Genomic DNA, 17704 nt, shown 5'->3' with positions numbered 1-17704 from the left:
ATCTGATCGGGTGACCCCGGAACTTCTGCAGACCGCTTTGGCGCGTGCACTGGCGAGCAGTGCCGCCGCACGAGGAATCCACAACGTCCCTGTTCCGGAGCCGCCCCTCCGCCGTGTGCAGGAGAAGCGCCGTCGGCCGCAGGCCTCACGCCCCGGGGACTGGGTTTCGACCATTGCACTGCGCAGTGCTGCGAGCCTGCACACGGATCCCAGACTGCTGGCAGAAGAGATCGCGTCTCAGCTGCGCGCGGACATACGAGTAGCCGACGTCGAAGTCGCCGGACCTGGATTCCTCAACATCACGGTCAGTCCCAGCAGCCTCGCCCAGACCGCCGCTGACATCGTCGACTCCGATCAGCCCTTCGGTCCTGATCGTGACGCAGCAGCGCGCATCGAAGCCGCCATCGGCCAGCGCATCTTGGCCAGTTCCGAGCTGCAGGCACTGCAGGTCGCGGTGGGAACCGACGCGCTTCGCTTCCTGGCCGCACGCAGCAGCACGTCCCCGCCGCAGCCAGGCGACACCCAAGTGCTGCGCACAGCCCACTCGGACAACCCTATGTACGCAGTCCAGCTCGCGCACTCCGCAGCCCGTCGAGTCGAACGGCGTGCGGCAGCGGCTGGAATCGATGCCTCCGACTTCGACGCGAACACCTTGACCGATGCCCGAGAGACCGCTCTGGCCGCAGCACTGGCCGATTTCATCACCACGACGCGCCACGCTGCTTCCTGGGGCGAACCACAGCGCATCACCTGCCTCCTCGAAGCCATAGCCCAGCTGTTCCTAGACTGGGCGCAGGCATGCTCTGTGACACCGAGCATCGACGAGAAGATCACGCGACTCCACGCTTCCCGGCTGGTCCTCGACCGAGCCGCCATCATCGTCCTGGCCACAGGACTTCGACTACTGGGCGTCAGCGCCCCGGAGAGGATGTAATGCCAGCCCATATCGCCGGCACCATGCACGCCACCCCAGCACCCGTGTGGCTGCCGTACCCAGAGGACGTGAATGCGCTCCTGCCCAGCCTGTGGTCAGACAATGTGACGAAGTCCGACTCCGGTGTCCTCACCATCGCCGGGCACTCGGTCACCGACCTCGCCGAACGCTACGGCACCCCGACCCTCGTCATGGACGTCGCCGACTTCACAGCGCGCGCCGAGAACTACGTCAGCGCCTACTCGGCTGCCTTCTCCACAGACAAAGGCCTGGCCGGAGTCGACGTCTTCTATGCGGGCAAAGCATTCCTGTGCACTGCTGTCGCCGGGTGGGTCCACGAAGCGGGCCTCGGCCTCGACACCTGTTCCCTGGGGGAGATGATGGTGGCCAATGCAGCAGGGGTCCCAGGCGAGCGGGTCGGCCTGCACGGCAACAACAAATCTGCGGCCGAGCTCGAATATGCTCTCGACTACGGTGTGGGACGGATCTTCGTCGACAGCCTCGACGAGATCGCACTGCTCGAGTCGATCGCGGCAGCGAAGGGAACCACCGCTCCGGTGATGCTGCGCGTCACGGTGGGCGTCGAGGCACACACCCACGATTTCATCGCCACGGCTCATGAAGACCAGAAGTTCGGCCTCTCCGTCTCCGCCGGGACCGCTGCGAAGGCCGCCGCGGCGGTGGCGAACTCCTCACATCTGCGTTTCGACGGTCTGCACTCGCACATCGGCTCCCAGATCTTCGACATCTCCGGCTTCCAAGTCGCTGCCGCCCGCGTCCTGGCGCTGCGCGCAGAGATCATGGCCGAACACGGCGTTGATCTGCCCGATGTCGACCTGGGCGGCGGCTTCGGCGTCCGCTACACCTCACAGGACACACCTATCCCGGTGGCGAAGATGGCCCAGGAACTCGCCGAGGTGGTCGCGAAGGAATGTCGTGGACTGGGCACGAACGTGCCGCGGATCTCAATCGAACCCGGACGCGCGATCATCTCCCCATCCGTATTCACCCTCTACCAGGTCGGCACCGTCAAAGAGGTCGACACAGACAACGGCGTACGCACCTACGTCGCCGTCGACGGGGGGATGAGTGACAACATTCGGACAGCTCTCTACGATGCCGACTATTCGTGTACCTTGGCCAATCGGAACTCCGATTCCGAACCGGCCATCGTGCGCGTGGTGGGCAAGCACTGCGAATCCGGTGACATCATCGTCCGAGACGAATACATGGGGTCTGATGTGTCCGCCGGTGACCTCGTCGCGGTCCCGAACACCGGTGCCTATTGCCGGTCACTGGCCAACAACTACAACCACGTGCCCAAACCAGGGGTCCTGGCCGTGACAACGGATAAGGTTGAGTGGATTGTGACACCCGAGGACTACTCTCAGATGTTGCGCAGCGATCCGGGAATGAACGCCGGAGAGCGCGTATGAGTGCCATTGAAGACAGCGAAAAGGTGAACAAATGCAGGCTTTGAAAGTTGCCATGCTCGGATGTGGAGTCGTCGGCACCGAGGTCGCCGCCCGCATCCAGAATCGGAGCGAGGCGTTGGCCGAACGGATCGGTGCGCCGCTGCAACTGAGCGCAATCGTCGTCCGTGACACCTCCAAGCAGCGCCCGGGAATCGATTCGAGCCTGCTGACGACAGATGCTGAGGCGGCCATTGCCGACGCCGATATCGTCATCGAGCTGATGGGCGGCATCGAGCCTGCCAAAACGCTTATCCGCTCAGCCCTTGACCACGGGTCCTCCGTTGTCACAGCCAATAAGGCTCTGCTGGCTGCCAACTACGGTGAGCTGATGTCGGCGGCAGACTCCGCCGGTGTGCGCCTCGAGCACGAAGCAGCCGTCGCCGGTGCCATTCCGATCATCCGTCCTGTCGGCGACTCGCTGGCAGGGGACCGGATCGACAGAATCATGGGCATCGTCAACGGCACCACCAACTACATCCTCGACCAGATGGACTCCGAGGGATGGGGCTTCGATGAGGCGCTGAAGACCGCGCAGGAGCTGGGATTCGCCGAGGCGGACCCCACCGCCGATGTCGGCGGCCATGATGCCGCCGCGAAGGCCGCCATTCTCTCGTCGTTGGCCTTCCACGCTCCGGTCTCGATCGACGATGTCCACGTCGAAGGCATCGAAGACATCACACCCGAGATGGTCGCCACGGCCCGGGATCAGGGCTTCGTCATCAAACTCCTCGCCGTGTGCGAACGAGTCAGCGAATCACCTGCCGGACCGGGCCTGTCCGCTCGCGTCTACCCGGCCCTGCTGGGACGCAGCCACCCCCTGGCGACAGTGCGCGGTGCCTTCAACGCCGTCTTCATCGAGGCCGAGGCTGCCGGTTCGCTCATGTTCTACGGACAGGGTGCCGGCGGCGAACCGACCGCATCTGCGGTCCTCGGAGATGTGGTCTCCGTGGCCCGTCGCAAGGTGCTCGGTGGTCGGGGACAGTATGAGCGCCCATTCCACGAGGACTCGAAGATCCTGCCGATATCGGCGATCACCACCCGGTACCACATCACGCTCGACGTGGTCGACCGTCCTGGTGTTCTCGCCGCAGTCTCCGAGGTCTTCTCCGACGAAGGTGCGTCGATCGAACTCATGCGCCAGACCGTGGGAGAGGTCGACGACGAAGGCACTCAGCACGCGAAGCTCGTGCTCGCCACCCACTCGAACACCGACGCAACCCTCCGGGAAACGGTCGACCGCCTCAGCGGCCTCCCCGTGGTGCGCGCCGTCAAATCCGTGATCCGCGTAGAAGGACAGTGAGAATGACCGAATTCCCCAAAAAACAGTGGCAGGGCGTCGTCGAGGAATACCGCACCCTCCTCGATATCTCCGAAACTACACCGGCCGTGACCTTGGGCGAAGGCGGCACGCCGCTCATCCACGCGGAGAAGCTCAGCGAACTCACCGGTGCCGATGTGTGGGTGAAGTACGAAGGCCTCAACCCGACAGCGTCCTTCAAGGACCGGGGTATGACGATGGCCATCACGAAGGCCGTGGCTCAGGGTGCTAAGGCCGTCATCTGTGCCTCGACAGGCAACACCTCAGCCTCGGCAGCCGCCTACGCCACCAAGGCCGGACTGACCTGTGCTGTGCTCGTGCCCACCGGCAAGATCGCGCCGGGCAAGATGAGCCAGGCCATCGCCCACGGGGCCACGCTGCTCGAAGTCGACGGAAACTTCGACGACTGCCTGACGCTCTGTCGCAAGCTCTCCGAGTCCTACCCTGTCCACCTCGTGAACTCCGTCAACCCGGATCGTATCGAGGGACAGAAGACGGCTTCCTTCGAGGTTGTCGACGTCCTGGGCGACGCTCCCGACATCCACGTGCTGCCCGTGGGCAACGCCGGCAACATCACCGCCTACTGGAAGGGCTACCGCCAATACCAGGAGATCGGAGCCTCGACCCGTCTGCCGCATATGTGGGGCTTCCAAGCCGCAGGATCGGCCCCGATTGTCCTCGGCCACCCCGTGGACGAGCCCGATACGATCGCCACGGCCATCCGGATCGGCAATCCAGCCAGCTGGGAGCAGGCAATCGAGGCCCGTGACTCGTCCGGCGGAGTCATCGATTCCGTCACCGACGATGAAATCCTGCGCGCACACAAAGTCCTGTCCCGGGACGAGGGGATCTTCGTCGAACCCGGTTCGGCGGCCTCAGTGGCGGGTCTGCTCAAGATGTCCGAAGCGGGCAAGGTCCCGTCCGGTGCGAGCATTGCGGTAACCGTGACCGGTCACGGACTCAAGGACCCCAGCTGGGCACTGCACACAGCCGACGGCTCCGAGATCGAGCCGAAACGGGTCTCCGTCGACGCGGTCAGCGCGGCACGGGCTCTCGGGCTCGAAGACAGGTGAGTGTGAGGATTCAGATCGAGGTTCCGGCCACCTCGGCGAACCTGGGCCCTGGTTACGATGCCTTCGGCCTTGCTCTGGGGATCTTCGATACTCTAACTCTGACCATCCACGACGACCCCGTGGACCCCAGCATCTGCGTGAGCGTGACAGGGGAGAGCGCAGAGACGCTGCCGACGGATCGCACCCATCTCATCATGCGAGTGATCTCTGATGTGCTCTCTGCAGAGTATCCGCAGGCCCCTGCAGATCTGGGGGAGCGGCTCAGCCTGGAATGTGTCAATCGGATACCGCACTCACGCGGACTCGGATCCTCCGCGGCTGCGAACGTGGGTGCCATTGCTCTGGCCGGTGAGGTCGGCGCCTACGCAGGTGGTGCGAAGCTGAGCCGACAACGTGTGCTCGAGCTCGCATCCGAACTCGAGGGCCACCCGGACAATGCGGCCCCCGCTGTCTACGGGGGACTGACCATTGCATTGCCGGAGCCTGCGCGTTCGTGGCAGATTCCAGCCAACACCATCGCCGAGGTGACCGTCATGGTCCCCGACATGCGTCTGGACACGGAGATCGCTCGCAGCGTGATCCCCGTATCCGTCGAACATGAGGTCGCCGCAGAGAACTCTGCCCTTGCGGCACTTCTCATCCATGGGTTCGTCACCGATGACTCGGTGCTGCTCGAGGCCACCGCCGATCGTCTGCATCAGGAATTCCGCCGTGACGCATACCCGGAGTCGATGGCGCTCGTCGACGCGCTGCGCGCCGAGGGCCTGCCCGCAGTGATCTCCGGCGCCGGACCCACCGTCCTCGTTCTCGCAAGTGCAGTTCCCCCCGAGCTGGTCCCCGACGCGGTGACACTCATACATACCACCATTGACCTCGGCGGATATCGCGTCAAGGAAAAAAATTAGTCACCGGATTCGCGTGAAAGCCATTGAGCACGTAAACTATGAGTGTTCCGTCAGTGATCGGATTCTGCGATACGCATCGCGATTCCGCTGATTTTTTCACAAATTCTGGAACGTCTCCTGCTCATTCTTAGGCAGGTTATCTTTCACAATGCACCGTCAATGGTGTTTCCGTCGCCGTGAGTAAACGGCTCTTGCCGCACGGCCGAAAGAGGGAGAAGGACCTTCGTGTCTGAAACCACTACTCAAGATTCCACCACACGCACCGGCAGTCTGACCGCTTTGCGTCTGCCCCAGCTCCAGGAAATGGCAGCGGGACTCGGGATCAAAGGGTACCGTCGACTTCGCAAAGGCGAACTGATCGACGCCATCAACAACCACAATGGCGCCCAGGGCGGTTCGGGGCAGGCTCAAGCAGCCTCGAAGACCGTACCGGCAGCTTCCGCACCAGCCGCTTCCGCAGCTCCCGAGAAGGCAGCAAAGGAAGACAACCAGGGTGCCGACGATGTACCCGTCGAGGCCAAGCGTCGTCCCGCTCGTCGCAGTGCAGCTGCGACGTCCGATGACGCCGCTGTTTCGCAGGGCGCGCCCGCCGCATCGTCTACTGCTGAGTCCTCCATCGTCGCCGAGGCATCCGCTGCAGACGACAATTCGTCTGATTCCGCTGGTGAGCCCGACAAGCAGCGTTCGCGACGTAGTCGTTCACGTTCTCGTGGCGGCGACGCCCAGAACGACGACAACGGACACAACGCCGATGACTCGGCCGAGCGCTCGGATCGCAATGATCGTGGCAATGGCCGCAACCGTCAGACTGACGACAACGACCGTGGCAACGATCGTAGCAACGGGCGTAACAACGACCGCGGCAACGACTCCGGCAATGACCGCAACAACGATCGTGGAAACGGGCGCAATCGTCAGAACGACGACAACGACTCCGGCAACGACCGCAACAACGACCGTGGCAACGACCGCAACAATGACCGCGGCAATGGGCGCAACCGTCAGAGCGACGACAACGACCGGGGCAATGACCGTAACAACGATCGCAACAACGATCGTCGGGGTCGCAACAACAACGATGACGACGATCGCGGCAACCGTCGCGGACGCGGTCGTGACCGTGACCGCAAACGTCGCGGCGGACGTGGCAACGACGAGCCCGAGATTCGCAATGATGACGTGCTCATCCCCGTCGGCGGTATCCTCGACGTCCACGACAATTACGCGTTCTTGCGCACCTCCGGTTACCTGCCCGGCCCCAACGACGTCTACGTCTCGGCCTCGATGGTCCGCAAGAACCGACTGCGCAAGGGCGACGCTGTCGCCGGTGCCATTCGGCAGCCTCGTGAGAACGACCGCAACAGCAAGCGTGAGAAGTTCGACGCCCTGGTGCGATTGGACTCCGTCAACGGACTGACCGTTGAAGATGCACGCAACCGCGTCGAATTCTCAAAACTGACTCCGCTCTACCCGCAGGAGCGGATGCGCCTCGAAACCACCTCGAAGCAGCATTCGACACGGCTCATCGACCTTGTGACGCCCATCGGCAAGGGCCAGCGCGGCCTCATCGTGGCGCCCCCGAAGGCGGGCAAGACGATGATCATGCAGCAGGTGGCCAACGCCATCACCGAGAATAATCCGGAAGTTCACCTGATGGTCGTCCTCGTCGACGAGCGTCCCGAGGAAGTCACGGACATGCAGCGTGCGGTGCAGGGCGAAGTCATCGCCTCGACCTTCGACCGCCCCGCAGATGACCACACGACGATCGCAGAACTCGCCATCGAGCGCGCTAAGCGTCTCGTCGAAATGGGTTCAGACGTCGTCGTGCTTCTGGACAACATCACACGTCTCGGCCGTGCCTACAACATTGCGCAGCCAGCCTCGGGTCGTATCCTCTCCGGTGGTGTCGACGCGAACGCGCTCTACCCGCCGAAGCGTTTCTTCGGTGCCGCCCGCAACATCGAAAACGGCGGGTCGCTGACCATTCTGGCCACCGCCCTCGTCGAGACCGGATCCAAGATGGACGAGGTCATCTTCGAAGAGTTCAAGGGCACCGGCAACATGGAGCTGCGTCTGTCGCGCCAGCTGGCTGATAAGCGCATCTTCCCGGCTGTCGACGTCAACGCGTCGAGCACCCGTCGCGAAGAGATGCTGATGACCAATGAAGAGATGAAGGTCATGTGGCAGCTGCGTCGTGTGCTGTCCGGACTCGAACAGCAGCAAGCTGTCGAACTCCTTATGTCGAAGCTGAAGGAAACCGGCTCGAACGTCGAGTTCCTGATGCAGGTGCAGAAGACGACACCACTGCAAAAGTCTGCCACCGACAACCACTGAGATGGCAGACGATGACACCCTCAAAGCCAGCGTCAGCGCACTGCTCGACGAGCATGCACGTCTGCAGTCGGAACTCTCCGATCCTGCCGTGCACGCTGACGCTGGCCGAGCCAAGAAGCTGACCAGGCGCTACGCAGAACTCGACAAGGTGGCTGTGACCGCCCGTCGATTCGATCAGCTCGAAGACGACGCTGTCGCCGCGGAAGAACTCGCGGCCGACGACGCCGAATTCGCGGCCGAGGCCAAGCGCCTGCATGAAGAAGCCTCGGACGTCGAGGCCGAACTCAGAGACCTCTTGGTTCCCAGCGATCCCGACGATGCACGTGATGCGATCATCGAGATCAAAGCTGGTGAGGGTGGCGACGAGTCCGCGCTGTTCGCAGGCGACCTCCTGCGCATGTATCAGCGCTGGATCGACTCACGCGGATGGTCCTCGCAGATCTTGGATGCTACGCATTCTGATCTGGGCGGGTACAAGGACGTGACCTTGGCCGTGAAGGCTAAGGACGATGGCGCCTACGGGTGGGTGAAGTTCGAAGGTGGAGTCCACCGGGTCCAACGTGTGCCCGTGACCGAATCCCAAGGACGCATCCACACCTCGGCCGCCGGAGTGCTCATATTTCCCGAAGTTGACGAGCCGGAGGAAGTCGCCCTCGACGACAACGATCTGCGCATCGACGTCTACCGATCCTCGGGGCCGGGCGGCCAGTCGGTGAACACGACAGACTCCGCTGTGCGCATCACCCACGTGCCCACAGGCATCACTGCCAGCTGCCAGAACGAGAAGTCGCAGCTGCAGAACAAAGAAGCCGCACTGCGCATGCTCCGCGCCCGCATCCTGGCCAAGCAGGCTGAGGAAGCGGCTGCCGAAGCTGCAGACATCCGCCGGTCCCAGGTTCGCACCGTTGACCGTTCGGAACGCATCCGCACCTACAACTTCCCCGAAAACCGGATCACCGACCATCGGACAGGCTACAAGGCCTACAACCTTGACCAGGTTCTCGCCGGTGATCTCGATCCTGTGGTCGGATCCTGCCGGGAGGCTGACAAAGCAGCTCGACTCGACGCGCTGGGGGACTGACCTGAATCCGCGCCCGCCCGGTCTCGAAGAGGACGTGTCGACGGTGCTGCTCGGGGCGACGCGACTGCTGGCCGAGGCCCACGTGCCCAATCCCGACCTAGATTCCGCAGCCTTGCTCGCCCATGCGTGGGGAATCGAGGCATCGGACCTCGCACGCAGACGTCTCTTCGGCGAGTCCGTTCCTGCTGGAGTCACCGAAATATTCGTGGAACTCCTCGACCTGCGACGCCAGCGCGTCCCCCTTCAGCACATCACCGGTGTCGCAGCATTTCGCCACCTCGAACTGAAGGTAGGTCCTGGAGTCTTCGTGCCCCGCCCCGAGACAGAGCTTCTCGTCACCGAGGTTCTCGACGAGTTGGAGCGGCAGCGGAACGCCCATGAGCCCTTCGTCGTTGATCTGTGCTCGGGCTCGGGAGCGATCACGCTCTCCCTGGCCACCGAACATCCGAAGCTGTCCATCGTCGGCGTCGAGCGTGAAACTGAGGCCCTGAACTGGTCGCTGAAGAATCTGACGGCGGTCAACCTCGGCGATTCCACTGTTGAACTCATCTCTGGTGACGCAACGACATTCGCCGATGACCGTCCTGACCTGTGGGGCCTGGCCGATGTCGTCGTGACCAACCCTCCCTATGTGCCCGATGAGGCTGTACCCCGCGACCCGGAGGTTCGGGAGCACGATCCAGCTGCCGCTCTATACGGCGGTTTCACGGGTCTGGAGATCCCAGCGCTCATCATGAGACAGGCAGAGAAGCTGCTGCGTCCCGGCGGATTCTTCATCATGGAACACTCCGAAGAACAAGGCCCACACGCCTGCGAACTCATCATGAAGACGGCCAGTCTCAGGCAGGCCGCCACCTACCCGGACTACACTGGACGCGACCGCTACACGGTGGCTCATCGTGTGACAGAGGTCGACCTATGACCACGGACCTCCCAGTTCGGGACACTGCCCACCACGATTCGAAACGGAGAATTCGTGTCGAGACGATTCGACGTCACCCAAAGCGACATCCGTGACCTTGTCCTGGACGAATGCGCCAGGGTCAGCGAAACGGGCAATCTGCTCGTCATCCCCACGGACACCGTGTATGGGATCGCCGCAGACGCCTTCAGCGCTTCAGCGGTCTCCGCACTCCTGGCGGCAAAGGGCCGCGGACGCGATATGCCGCCGCCGGTCCTGGTCCCGCGCGCGGAAACCGTCTTCGGCCTCGTCGACGGCGTCGATGAGAGGATGCTGTCTCTGACCGCTCGTTTCTGGCCCGGCCCGCTGACGATCATCGCCAACGCCCAGCCGTCACTGGACTGGGACCTCGGCGACACCCACGGCACCGTGGCGGTGCGGATGCCCGACGACGAATACGCGCTCGCATTGCTGGCTCGGACCGGGCCACTGGCCGTGTCGAGTGCCAACATATCCGGGAAGCCGGCCGCCACCTCGGCGGACGAAGCGATGGAGATGCTCGGTGACGATGTCGACATCTACGTCGACGGGGGAGTGCGGGCATCGGGAGTCTCCTCGACCATCGTCGACCTGACCGCCGATGTGCCCCGCGTTGTGCGCGAGGGCCCCGTGACCATCGATGAACTCCACGAAATCGTCCCCGACGTCATCGACCTGGACGGCTGAGTGCGCGCCTACCTCTTCATCCTCATCATCTCGGCCCTCGTGGCCTATCTGCTGACCCCGATGGTCAAGCGGGTGGCAGAACGAGGCCAGATATTCTCGCCCCTCCGTGAACGAGATGTGCATTCCGTTCCGACGCCGAGGTTGGGTGGAGTCGCGATGTTCGGCGCGGTGATCGTGGGCCTCGTATTTGCCTCACAGACACCGTTCCTGCAGCGGATCTTCGTCGACATGGCCCCGATCATCGGCATCGCCGGCGCCGCCACAGTGCTGTGTGTGCTGGGCATCATCGATGACATCTGGGATCTCCATTGGATCACGAAACTTGCCGGACAGGCACTGGCCGCCGGTTTCATGGCCATCAATGGCGTGGCTCTGCTGTCGATTCCCTTCGGGGGAGTCATCATCGGTTCTCCGCGGATGTCGATCATCATCACCATCCTGGTGGTGCTGGTTACGATCAACGCTGTGAACTTCGTCGACGGACTTGACGGATTGGCTGCGGGGGTCGTTGCCATCGGCGGCAGCGCCTTCTTCATCTACTCCTACGGCCTGGCCCGCGACGCCTCTCCCGACTCCTATGCGAACCTCGCGTCGCTGATCACCGCAATCCTCGTCGGTGCCTGCGTCGGTTTCCTGCCGCATAACTTCAACCCGGCACGGATCTTCATGGGCGATTCGGGATCAATGCTCATCGGTCTGCTGCTGGCAGCATCCACCATCCGCGTCACCGGTCAGGTCGACCCGGCTCTGCTCGGAGAAGAACGCGTATTCGCGACCTTCCTGCCCATCATCCTGCCTGTCGCCGTGATGTTCCTGCCGCTGCTCGACCTGGGCCTGGCGGTGGTCCGCCGTCTCATGGCGGGCCAATCACCCTTCTCCGCGGATGCGAAGCACCTCCATCACAGAATGCTCAGCCTGGGCCATTCTCATGCTCGAGCCGTGCTCATCCTCTACACATGGACCGCACTCATCGCATTCGGATCCGTCATGCTCCTGCTGATGCCCTGGATCTACGTGGTCTGTATTGTCGGCGGGCTGTTCGCCATCACCCTTATCTTCACGTTCTACCCCCTGCGGGTCCGCCAGAAAGCCAGAGAGGAAATCTCATGACCGATGAGTCACCGCGTCAGGAAACCTACGTTGAGGCAGCGTGGACGAGAGTCTGGAGGACCATGCTGGTCCGTGGAATCATTCTCGTCGTGGCTGTCGCCGTGCTCGGAATGGGTATCGGCTACCTAGTTTCGGGTGCCCAGGGACTCAACGGCGGCGCTGTCGGTGGGGGTCTGGCCGCGGTGTTCATCATCATCACGCTGGTCATCATGTATGCCGGACGAAACATGGGACTGACTGCGATCGCCGGATTCTTAGGCATGGGCTTCCTCTTCAAGGCGTTCATCTTCATGATCGTCATCTGGAGGCTCAAAGACGCCACCTGGCTAGACGGAACTGTGGCGTTCTTCACAATTGTGGTTGCTGTGCTCGGTTCCTCGCTCGTGGAGGCGCTGACGGTGGTCAAAGGTCGTGTGCCCTACGTAGATCCTGAAGCGAAATAGGCGAACTTTGCGCTTGCGCCAGCCCCTGCCAGGAGATGTACAGTCAAAGGTGATGAATTTGTCGGCAGCTCTCTACAATTGGTAGAGTTGTTGCGGTGCTGGAGCCATTTGTTGCTCCATGTCGCTCCTGAACCTACAGCCACGCAACTCGTGCGTGGCAAAGGCCAGGCCATCAAGGCTTTTGACCATGGGAGAGTTAAGGAAACGTGGGAACACTCAACGCTGCGAACACAATGATCCAAGCCGCTGAAAGTGGTTATCACGGTCCGTCAATGGCGGAGTTCTTCCCCGCTGCGTTCCTCTTCGAAGGCACGCCCTTTGAGATGAACCGCGTGATGCTCATCCGCGTCATCGCCACCGTGGCAGTCGTTGTTCTGCTTGCTGTGTGGGCCAAGCGCATGAAGCTCGTTCCCGGTCGTTTCCAGTCAGCTATGGAGCTGGCGATGGAATTCGTCACAGTCGGCATCGCCGAGGACACCTTCGGCAAAGAACGTGCAAAGAAGTTCATGCCGCTGATCGTTGCGATCTTCTTCGGCATCCTGTTCTGGAACGTCACGAAGCTCATTCCCTTCCTCAACATGCCCGGCACCGGCGTCATCGGTCTGCCGATCGTCCTCACGCTGACGGTATATGTCACCTACCACTGGGCCGGTATCGCTGAGAAGGGACTCGGCGGCTACCTCAAAGATTCGCTCATCCTGCCCGGTGTGCCTTGGCCGATGCACATTCTGCTCATCCCGATCGAGTTCATCACGAAGTTCATCACCCAGCCGTTCACGCTGGCGATCCGACTCTTCGCCAATATGATGGTCGGCCACCTCCTCCTTGTGCTCTGCTTCTCCGCGACGACCTTCTTCCTGGTCGACGCCGCGAACGGCTTCCAGTTCTTCTCGATCGTCACCTTCGCCGGCGGATTCTTCGTGTTCATCCTCGAGATGCTGATCGTCGTCCTCCAGGCCTACATCTTCGCTCTGTTGTCCTGCGTCTACATCAACGCGGCCATTTCAGAAGACCACTGATTTAACACCCAGAACCGTAACTCACGAGTTGCACGGTCGGGCCAACCACCCGGCTTCATTATGAAAGGAAAAGCATCCTATGGATATGCTCGCCGCAGTTGAAGGTAGCGTTTCGACGATCGGATACGGCCTCGCCGCTATCGGCCCTGGCATCGGTGTCGGAATTGTTATCGGCAAGACCATCGAGGGAACCGCACGTCAGCCTGAGATGGCCGGCGCACTGCGCGGAAACATGTTCCTCGGCATTGCGCTGATCGAGGCACTGGCCCTGATCGGCATCGCCACCCCGTTCTTCCTGCCCTGATCACGAAGAGGACTAATCGATGACTCCGGAACTAATTCTTGCCTCGGCGAAGAACCCGCTTCTCCCCGCCTGGTATGACATCATCTGGAGTGCCATCTGTCTGCTGATCGTCTTCCTGGTTGTTTGGAAGTACGTCCTCCCGGCCTTCAATAAGACCCTCGATGAGCGCGCAGAGCGCATTCAAGGTGGAATTGAAAAGGCTGAGAAGGTGCAGGCCGAAGCCGATCAGGCTCTGGCCGAGTATCAGAAGCAGCTCGCCGACGGCCGTGCAGAAGCTGCACGACTGCGCGCCGAGGCTCAGGAAGAAGGCGCCCAGATCATCGCCAATATGAAGACCCAGGCTCATGCAGAGTCCGAGCGCATCGTTGCTCAGGCTCAGACGCAGATCGAAGCCGAGCGTCAGACCGCCATGGTGCAGCTGCGCTCGGAAGTCGGAACGCTCGCCACCGACCTGGCATCACGCATCGTCGGCGAATCACTCACCGATGACCAGCGTTCTGCCAACGTGGTCGATCGCTTCATCTCCGATCTTGAGTCGCAGTCTTCAGCACAGCCTGTCAAGGGGGCGTGATGCTCCAGTCGAGCAGATTGTCCCTGCAGGCCGTACTTGAAACCGCCAATGCCGAGATCTCCCGCGGCGACGCGCGTGAAATCGGTGCGGGTGAGCTGGCCATCGTTGCTGTTCTCGCTGAGAATGTGACGCTGCGTAAGGCCTTGGCTGACTCGTCCGAGTCGGCTGAGAAGAAGCAGCAGCTGCTGCGGACTCTGTTCTCGACTCGGACCACCGAGACGGTCCTGCGTCTGAGTGAACTGGCAGTGAGCCAGCGCTGGGCCAGGACTCAGGACTTGGTGACCAGCCTTGAGGTTGCCGGAGTGACAGCCATCGCTGCTGCCGCTCAGGTATCCGGTCAACTCGGTCAGGTGGAAGAGGAAGTCTTCCGCTTCGCCCGTCTGTGCGAAAGCGAACATGAACTGGCGCGCGCCTTGGAATCCGATGCCTCTGCGTCGACCAAGCGTGCGCTCATCGCAGACTTGCTGGCAGGTAAGGCACAGGCCGACACCATCACGCTGATCGAGCAGGCCGTTCTGTTCCCGCGCGGACTCCGCGTGGCGAAGGCCCTGGATCAGTACAGCGATATCCTCGCGGCACGACAGCAGCGCTCAGTCGCCGAAGTCACCGTTGCCAAACCGTTGAGCGAAGCTCAGACCCAGAAACTGACGGCCGCTCTGTCCGCCAGCTATGGACGCGACCTTGTACTCAACGTCCAGGTCGACCCCGCAGTCGTCGGGGGAGTCCGCGTTCAGGTCGGCGATGAGATGATGAGCTCAACAGTGGCTGATCGTCTGGCCGAAGTTCAGCGTAAGCTCGCAAGTTAAATTGAGGTGCCGGCCAGTCCGGCAGCACAGGCGGCCCATCGGTCGTCGGACGCAAGTTTTGAGTAAAGGAAGCAGGGAAACCAGATGGCGGAACTGACAATTCGCCCGGAAGAGATCCGGGACGCTCTCGGGAAGTTCGTTGACTCGTACAACCCCGAGAGCTCGGTAAAGTCCGAGGTCGGCAAGGTTGTCACCGCAGGTGACGGAATCGCCCACGTCTCGGGCCTGCCCGGCACAATGGCCAACGAACTCCTTCGGTTCGAAGATGGCACACTGGGCTTGGCACAGAACCTCGACGAGCGCGAGATCGGCGTCGTCATCCTCGGCGAGTTCGCCGGAATCGCCGCGGAGCAGAACGTCTACCGCACCGGTGAGGTACTCTCCATTCCAGTCGGTGACGGATACCTCGGTCGCGTGGTCGATCCTCTGGGTCACCCGGTCGACGGACTCGGCGAGGTCGAGACCGTCGGTCGTCGTGAGCTTGAGCTCCAGGCCGCAGGTGTGATGGATCGCCAGGAGGTTCGCGAACCTCTGCAGACCGGCTACAAGAGCATCGATGCCATGATCCCTGTCGGTCGTGGCCAGCGTCAGCTCGTCATTGGTGACCGCAAGACGGGTAAGACAGCTCTGGCCATCGACACGATCATCAACCAGAAGGCCAACTGGGAGACCGGCGATCCGAAGAAGCAGGTTCGCTGCATCTACGTTGCCATCGGCCAGAAGGGCTCCACCATCGCCGGTGTCCGTCGTTCGCTCGAAGAAGCGGGCGCACTGGAATACACCACGATCGTGTCCTCGCCTGCTTCTGACTCCGCAGGTTTCAAGTACCTCGCTCCCTACTCCGGTTCGGCCATCGGCCAGCACTGGATGTACGAGGGCAAGCACGTCCTCATCGTGTTCGACGATCTGTCGAAGCAGGCTGAGGCCTACCGTGCGGTATCTCTGCTGCTGCGTCGTCCGCCGGGCCGTGAGGCATTCCCAGGTGACGTCTTCTACTTGCACTCGCGTCTGCTCGAGCGTTGCGCGAAGCTCTCCGATGAGTTCGGCGGCGGTTCAATGACCGGCTTGCCGATCATTGAGACCAAGGCCAACGACGTTGGCGCCTTCATTCCGACCAACGTGATCTCGATCACCGACGGTCAGATCTTCTTGCAATCGGACCTCTTCAACGCCGGTCAGCGTCCAGCTGTCGACGTCGGTGTGTCCGTCTCCCGCGTCGGCGGTGCCGCTCAGACGAAGGCGCTCAAGAGCGTCTCCGGTACTCTGAAGATCTCCTTGGCTCAGTATCGTTCCCTCGAAGCGTTCGCGATGTTCGCCTCGGACCTCGACGAGACGACCAAGCGCGACCTGGCTCGCGGTGCTCGTCTGACCGAGCTGCTCAAGCAGTCTCAGTTCTCGCCGATGTCGTTTGAGAAGCAGACCGTGTCGATCTTCGCCGGTACCCACGGCTACCTCGACGAGATTCCGATCTCCGATGTGCTGAAGTTCGAATCAGAGCTTCACGATCACCTCGAGCGCAAGACCGGCATCTTCACGACCATTCGTGAGACGCTCAAGCTCGATGATGACACTTCGGCTGAGCTGGAGAACGTGTTGGCCGAGTTCACCAAGAACTTCGTCACCTCCGATTCCAGCGGATCCCAGGCCGGCAGCGAAGAAACCGCCACTGCGTCTTCGGACGAGGTCGAGCAGGAAAAGATCGTTCGGCAGAAGCGTTGAACCTGATCCGTAACAGCGAAAGGAAGAACTGATGGGAGCCCAGCAGAGGGTCTTCAAACAGAAGATCCGCTCTACGTCGTCCTTGAGGAAGATCTTCAAGGCCATGGAGCTCATCGCTGCTTCACGGATTCAGAAGGCCATTGCCCGTTCGCAGGCTGCCAGCCCCTACGCCAATGCATTGACCCGCGCGGTCTCTGCGGTGGCCAGCGAGTCCAACGTCGACCACGTGTTGACATCCGAGCCTGAGAACGTCAGCCGTGCTGCTGTTCTCGTCGTGGGCCCGGATCGCGGATTCGCAGGAGCCTACTCCGCGAACCTGCTGCGCGAAGCCGAGGAACTCATTCGGCTTCTGCACAGCGAAGGCAAAGACGTTTCGCTCTTCACCGTCGGCGGGAAGGCTGAGAACTACTACACCTTCCGCGACCGAGCGATTGTTCAGGCCTGGACTGGAATCTCCGAGACTCCGACGGCTGAGAAAGCCCGGGAGATCGGTGAGGCCCTGTTGCAGAGCTTCAATACCGAATCCGCTGAGAACGGTGTGGATGAGATCTACATCGTCTTCACGAAGTTCGTCTCGAGCGTCAAGCACGATCCGGAATACCGGCGTCTGCTTCCGCTTGAGGTCGTTGACGCGGACGAAGTCGCCACCGGCGGCGAGTCCGCACCCGCGAACGATGCGGCTGCGTTCCCACTCTATGAGTTCGAACCCAGCGCCGAGGCCGTCTTGGACTCGCTGTTGCCGCGATACATCGACTCTCGAGTCCTGGCAGCGTTGCTGAGTGCATCGGCATCCGAGCAGGCCTCGCGTCAGGCTGCGATGAAGACGGCGACCGATAACGCGGACGACCTCATCAAGACCTACACCCGGTTGGCCAACACGGCTCGCCAGGCGGAAATCACCCAGGAACTCACCGAGATCGTCGGTGGGGCCGATGCCCTTGCGGCATCATCAGCCGGCGACTGACCGGCGAGAGCAGAGAAGAAA

General features: G+C 61.9%; 17 protein-coding genes. All 17 read left to right on the top strand.

The annotated features are described in order from the left end of the window. The first annotated feature begins 10 nt into the window (after nt 1-10). The 17 genes from BSP239C_RS10075 to BSP239C_RS09995 all read left to right on the top strand — a co-directional run bounded on the left by BSP239C_RS10075 (nt 11) and on the right by BSP239C_RS09995 (nt 17683). A complete protein-coding gene (locus BSP239C_RS10075) occupies nt 11-934 on the top strand; it encodes a DALR anticodon-binding domain-containing protein (protein WP_101572434.1) in 924 nt (307 codons plus the stop codon). After that, entirely contained in the window at nt 934-2370 is a 1437-nt protein-coding gene (gene lysA, locus BSP239C_RS10070; protein WP_101572432.1) for a diaminopimelate decarboxylase, read from the top strand. Before BSP239C_RS10075 ends, lysA begins: the two co-directional genes overlap by 1 nt. 31 nt (nt 2371-2401) lie before the next feature. Then, nucleotides 2402-3709, top strand: coding sequence for a homoserine dehydrogenase (locus BSP239C_RS10065; RefSeq protein ID WP_101572430.1), 1308 nt, complete (start codon nt 2402-2404; stop codon nt 3707-3709). Between the two features lie 2 nt (nt 3710-3711). Beyond that, the gene (gene thrC, locus BSP239C_RS10060; protein WP_101572428.1) at nt 3712-4800 is read left to right on the top strand and encodes a threonine synthase; all 1089 of its coding nucleotides are present in this window, start codon (nt 3712-3714) and stop codon (nt 4798-4800) included. A 2-nt stretch (nt 4801-4802) separates the two neighbouring features. Continuing rightward, on the top strand, nt 4803-5705 hold the full coding sequence (gene thrB, locus BSP239C_RS10055; protein WP_101572426.1) for a homoserine kinase: 903 nt from the start codon (nt 4803-4805) through the stop codon (nt 5703-5705). A gap of 225 nt (nt 5706-5930) precedes the next feature. Next, nucleotides 5931-8039 carry a transcription termination factor Rho gene (rho, locus tag BSP239C_RS10050; RefSeq protein ID WP_101572423.1) on the top strand — a complete coding sequence of 703 codons (2109 nt, stop codon included), beginning with the start codon at nt 5931-5933 and terminating at the stop codon, nt 8037-8039. A 1-nt stretch (nt 8040) separates the two neighbouring features. Further along, entirely contained in the window at nt 8041-9120 is a 1080-nt protein-coding gene (prfA, locus tag BSP239C_RS10045; RefSeq protein WP_101572421.1) for a peptide chain release factor 1, read from the top strand. Then, on the top strand, nt 9029-10042 hold the full coding sequence (prmC, locus tag BSP239C_RS10040) for a peptide chain release factor N(5)-glutamine methyltransferase (protein WP_226841562.1): 1014 nt from the start codon (nt 9029-9031) through the stop codon (nt 10040-10042). Before prfA ends, prmC begins: the two co-directional genes overlap by 92 nt. Nucleotides 10043-10096: 54 nt before the next feature. Then, complete coding sequence (locus BSP239C_RS10035; RefSeq protein ID WP_101572419.1) at nt 10097-10747, top strand: L-threonylcarbamoyladenylate synthase; 651 nt, start codon at nt 10097-10099, stop codon at nt 10745-10747. Then, nucleotides 10748-11857 carry an MraY family glycosyltransferase gene (locus BSP239C_RS10030; RefSeq protein WP_101572417.1) on the top strand — a complete coding sequence of 370 codons (1110 nt, stop codon included), beginning with the start codon at nt 10748-10750 and terminating at the stop codon, nt 11855-11857. Then, a complete protein-coding gene (locus tag BSP239C_RS10025) occupies nt 11854-12300 on the top strand; it encodes a hypothetical protein (protein WP_101572415.1) in 447 nt (148 codons plus the stop codon). Before BSP239C_RS10030 ends, BSP239C_RS10025 begins: the two co-directional genes overlap by 4 nt. Nucleotides 12301-12506: 206 nt before the next feature. Beyond that, entirely contained in the window at nt 12507-13319 is an 813-nt protein-coding gene (atpB, locus tag BSP239C_RS10020; protein ID WP_257930164.1) for a F0F1 ATP synthase subunit A, read from the top strand. A gap of 79 nt (nt 13320-13398) precedes the next feature. Then, nucleotides 13399-13623: a F0F1 ATP synthase subunit C gene (gene atpE, locus BSP239C_RS10015; RefSeq protein WP_101572413.1), complete on the top strand. Its 225-nt coding sequence runs from the start codon at nt 13399-13401 to the stop codon at nt 13621-13623. Nucleotides 13624-13642: 19 nt separating this feature from the next. Further along, complete coding sequence (locus BSP239C_RS10010; protein WP_101572411.1) at nt 13643-14194, top strand: F0F1 ATP synthase subunit B; 552 nt, start codon at nt 13643-13645, stop codon at nt 14192-14194. Beyond that, nucleotides 14194-15000, top strand: coding sequence for a F0F1 ATP synthase subunit delta (locus BSP239C_RS10005; protein WP_101572605.1), 807 nt, complete (start codon nt 14194-14196; stop codon nt 14998-15000). Before BSP239C_RS10010 ends, BSP239C_RS10005 begins: the two co-directional genes overlap by 1 nt. 84 nt (nt 15001-15084) lie before the next feature. Then, nucleotides 15085-16719 (top strand): F0F1 ATP synthase subunit alpha, encoded by a 1635-nt coding sequence (gene atpA / locus BSP239C_RS10000; RefSeq protein WP_101572409.1) that lies wholly within the window; start codon nt 15085-15087, stop codon nt 16717-16719. Nucleotides 16720-16750: 31 nt separating this feature from the next. Continuing rightward, nucleotides 16751-17683 carry a F0F1 ATP synthase subunit gamma gene (locus BSP239C_RS09995; RefSeq protein ID WP_101572407.1) on the top strand — a complete coding sequence of 311 codons (933 nt, stop codon included), beginning with the start codon at nt 16751-16753 and terminating at the stop codon, nt 17681-17683. The last annotated feature ends 21 nt before the right edge of the window (nt 17684-17704 follow it).

Source organism: Brevibacterium sp. 239c (assembly GCF_900169365.1).
In the GTDB taxonomy this organism is placed as follows: Bacteria; Actinomycetota; Actinomycetes; order Actinomycetales; family Brevibacteriaceae; genus Brevibacterium.
This window is presented reverse-complemented; position numbering and strand designations above follow the sequence as displayed.

Excerpts from the sequence above, each read along its gene's own strand:
- lysA (WP_101572432.1), top strand. The coding sequence starts at position 934 with ATGCCAGCCCATATCGCCGGCACCATGCACGCCACCCCAGCACCCGTG.
- BSP239C_RS10065 (WP_101572430.1), top strand. The coding sequence starts at position 2,402 with ATGCAGGCTTTGAAAGTTGCCATGCTCGGATGTGGAGTCGTCGGCACC.
- thrC (WP_101572428.1), top strand. The coding sequence starts at position 3,712 with ATGACCGAATTCCCCAAAAAACAGTGGCAGGGCGTCGTCGAGGAATAC.
- prfA (WP_101572421.1), top strand. The coding sequence starts at position 8,041 with ATGGCAGACGATGACACCCTCAAAGCCAGCGTCAGCGCACTGCTCGAC.
- BSP239C_RS10025 (WP_101572415.1), top strand. The coding sequence starts at position 11,854 with ATGACCGATGAGTCACCGCGTCAGGAAACCTACGTTGAGGCAGCGTGG.
- atpE (WP_101572413.1), top strand. The coding sequence starts at position 13,399 with ATGGATATGCTCGCCGCAGTTGAAGGTAGCGTTTCGACGATCGGATAC.
- BSP239C_RS10010 (WP_101572411.1), top strand. The coding sequence starts at position 13,643 with ATGACTCCGGAACTAATTCTTGCCTCGGCGAAGAACCCGCTTCTCCCC.
- BSP239C_RS10005 (WP_101572605.1), top strand. The coding sequence starts at position 14,194 with ATGCTCCAGTCGAGCAGATTGTCCCTGCAGGCCGTACTTGAAACCGCC.
- atpA (WP_101572409.1), top strand. The coding sequence starts at position 15,085 with ATGGCGGAACTGACAATTCGCCCGGAAGAGATCCGGGACGCTCTCGGG.
- BSP239C_RS09995 (WP_101572407.1), top strand. The coding sequence starts at position 16,751 with ATGGGAGCCCAGCAGAGGGTCTTCAAACAGAAGATCCGCTCTACGTCG.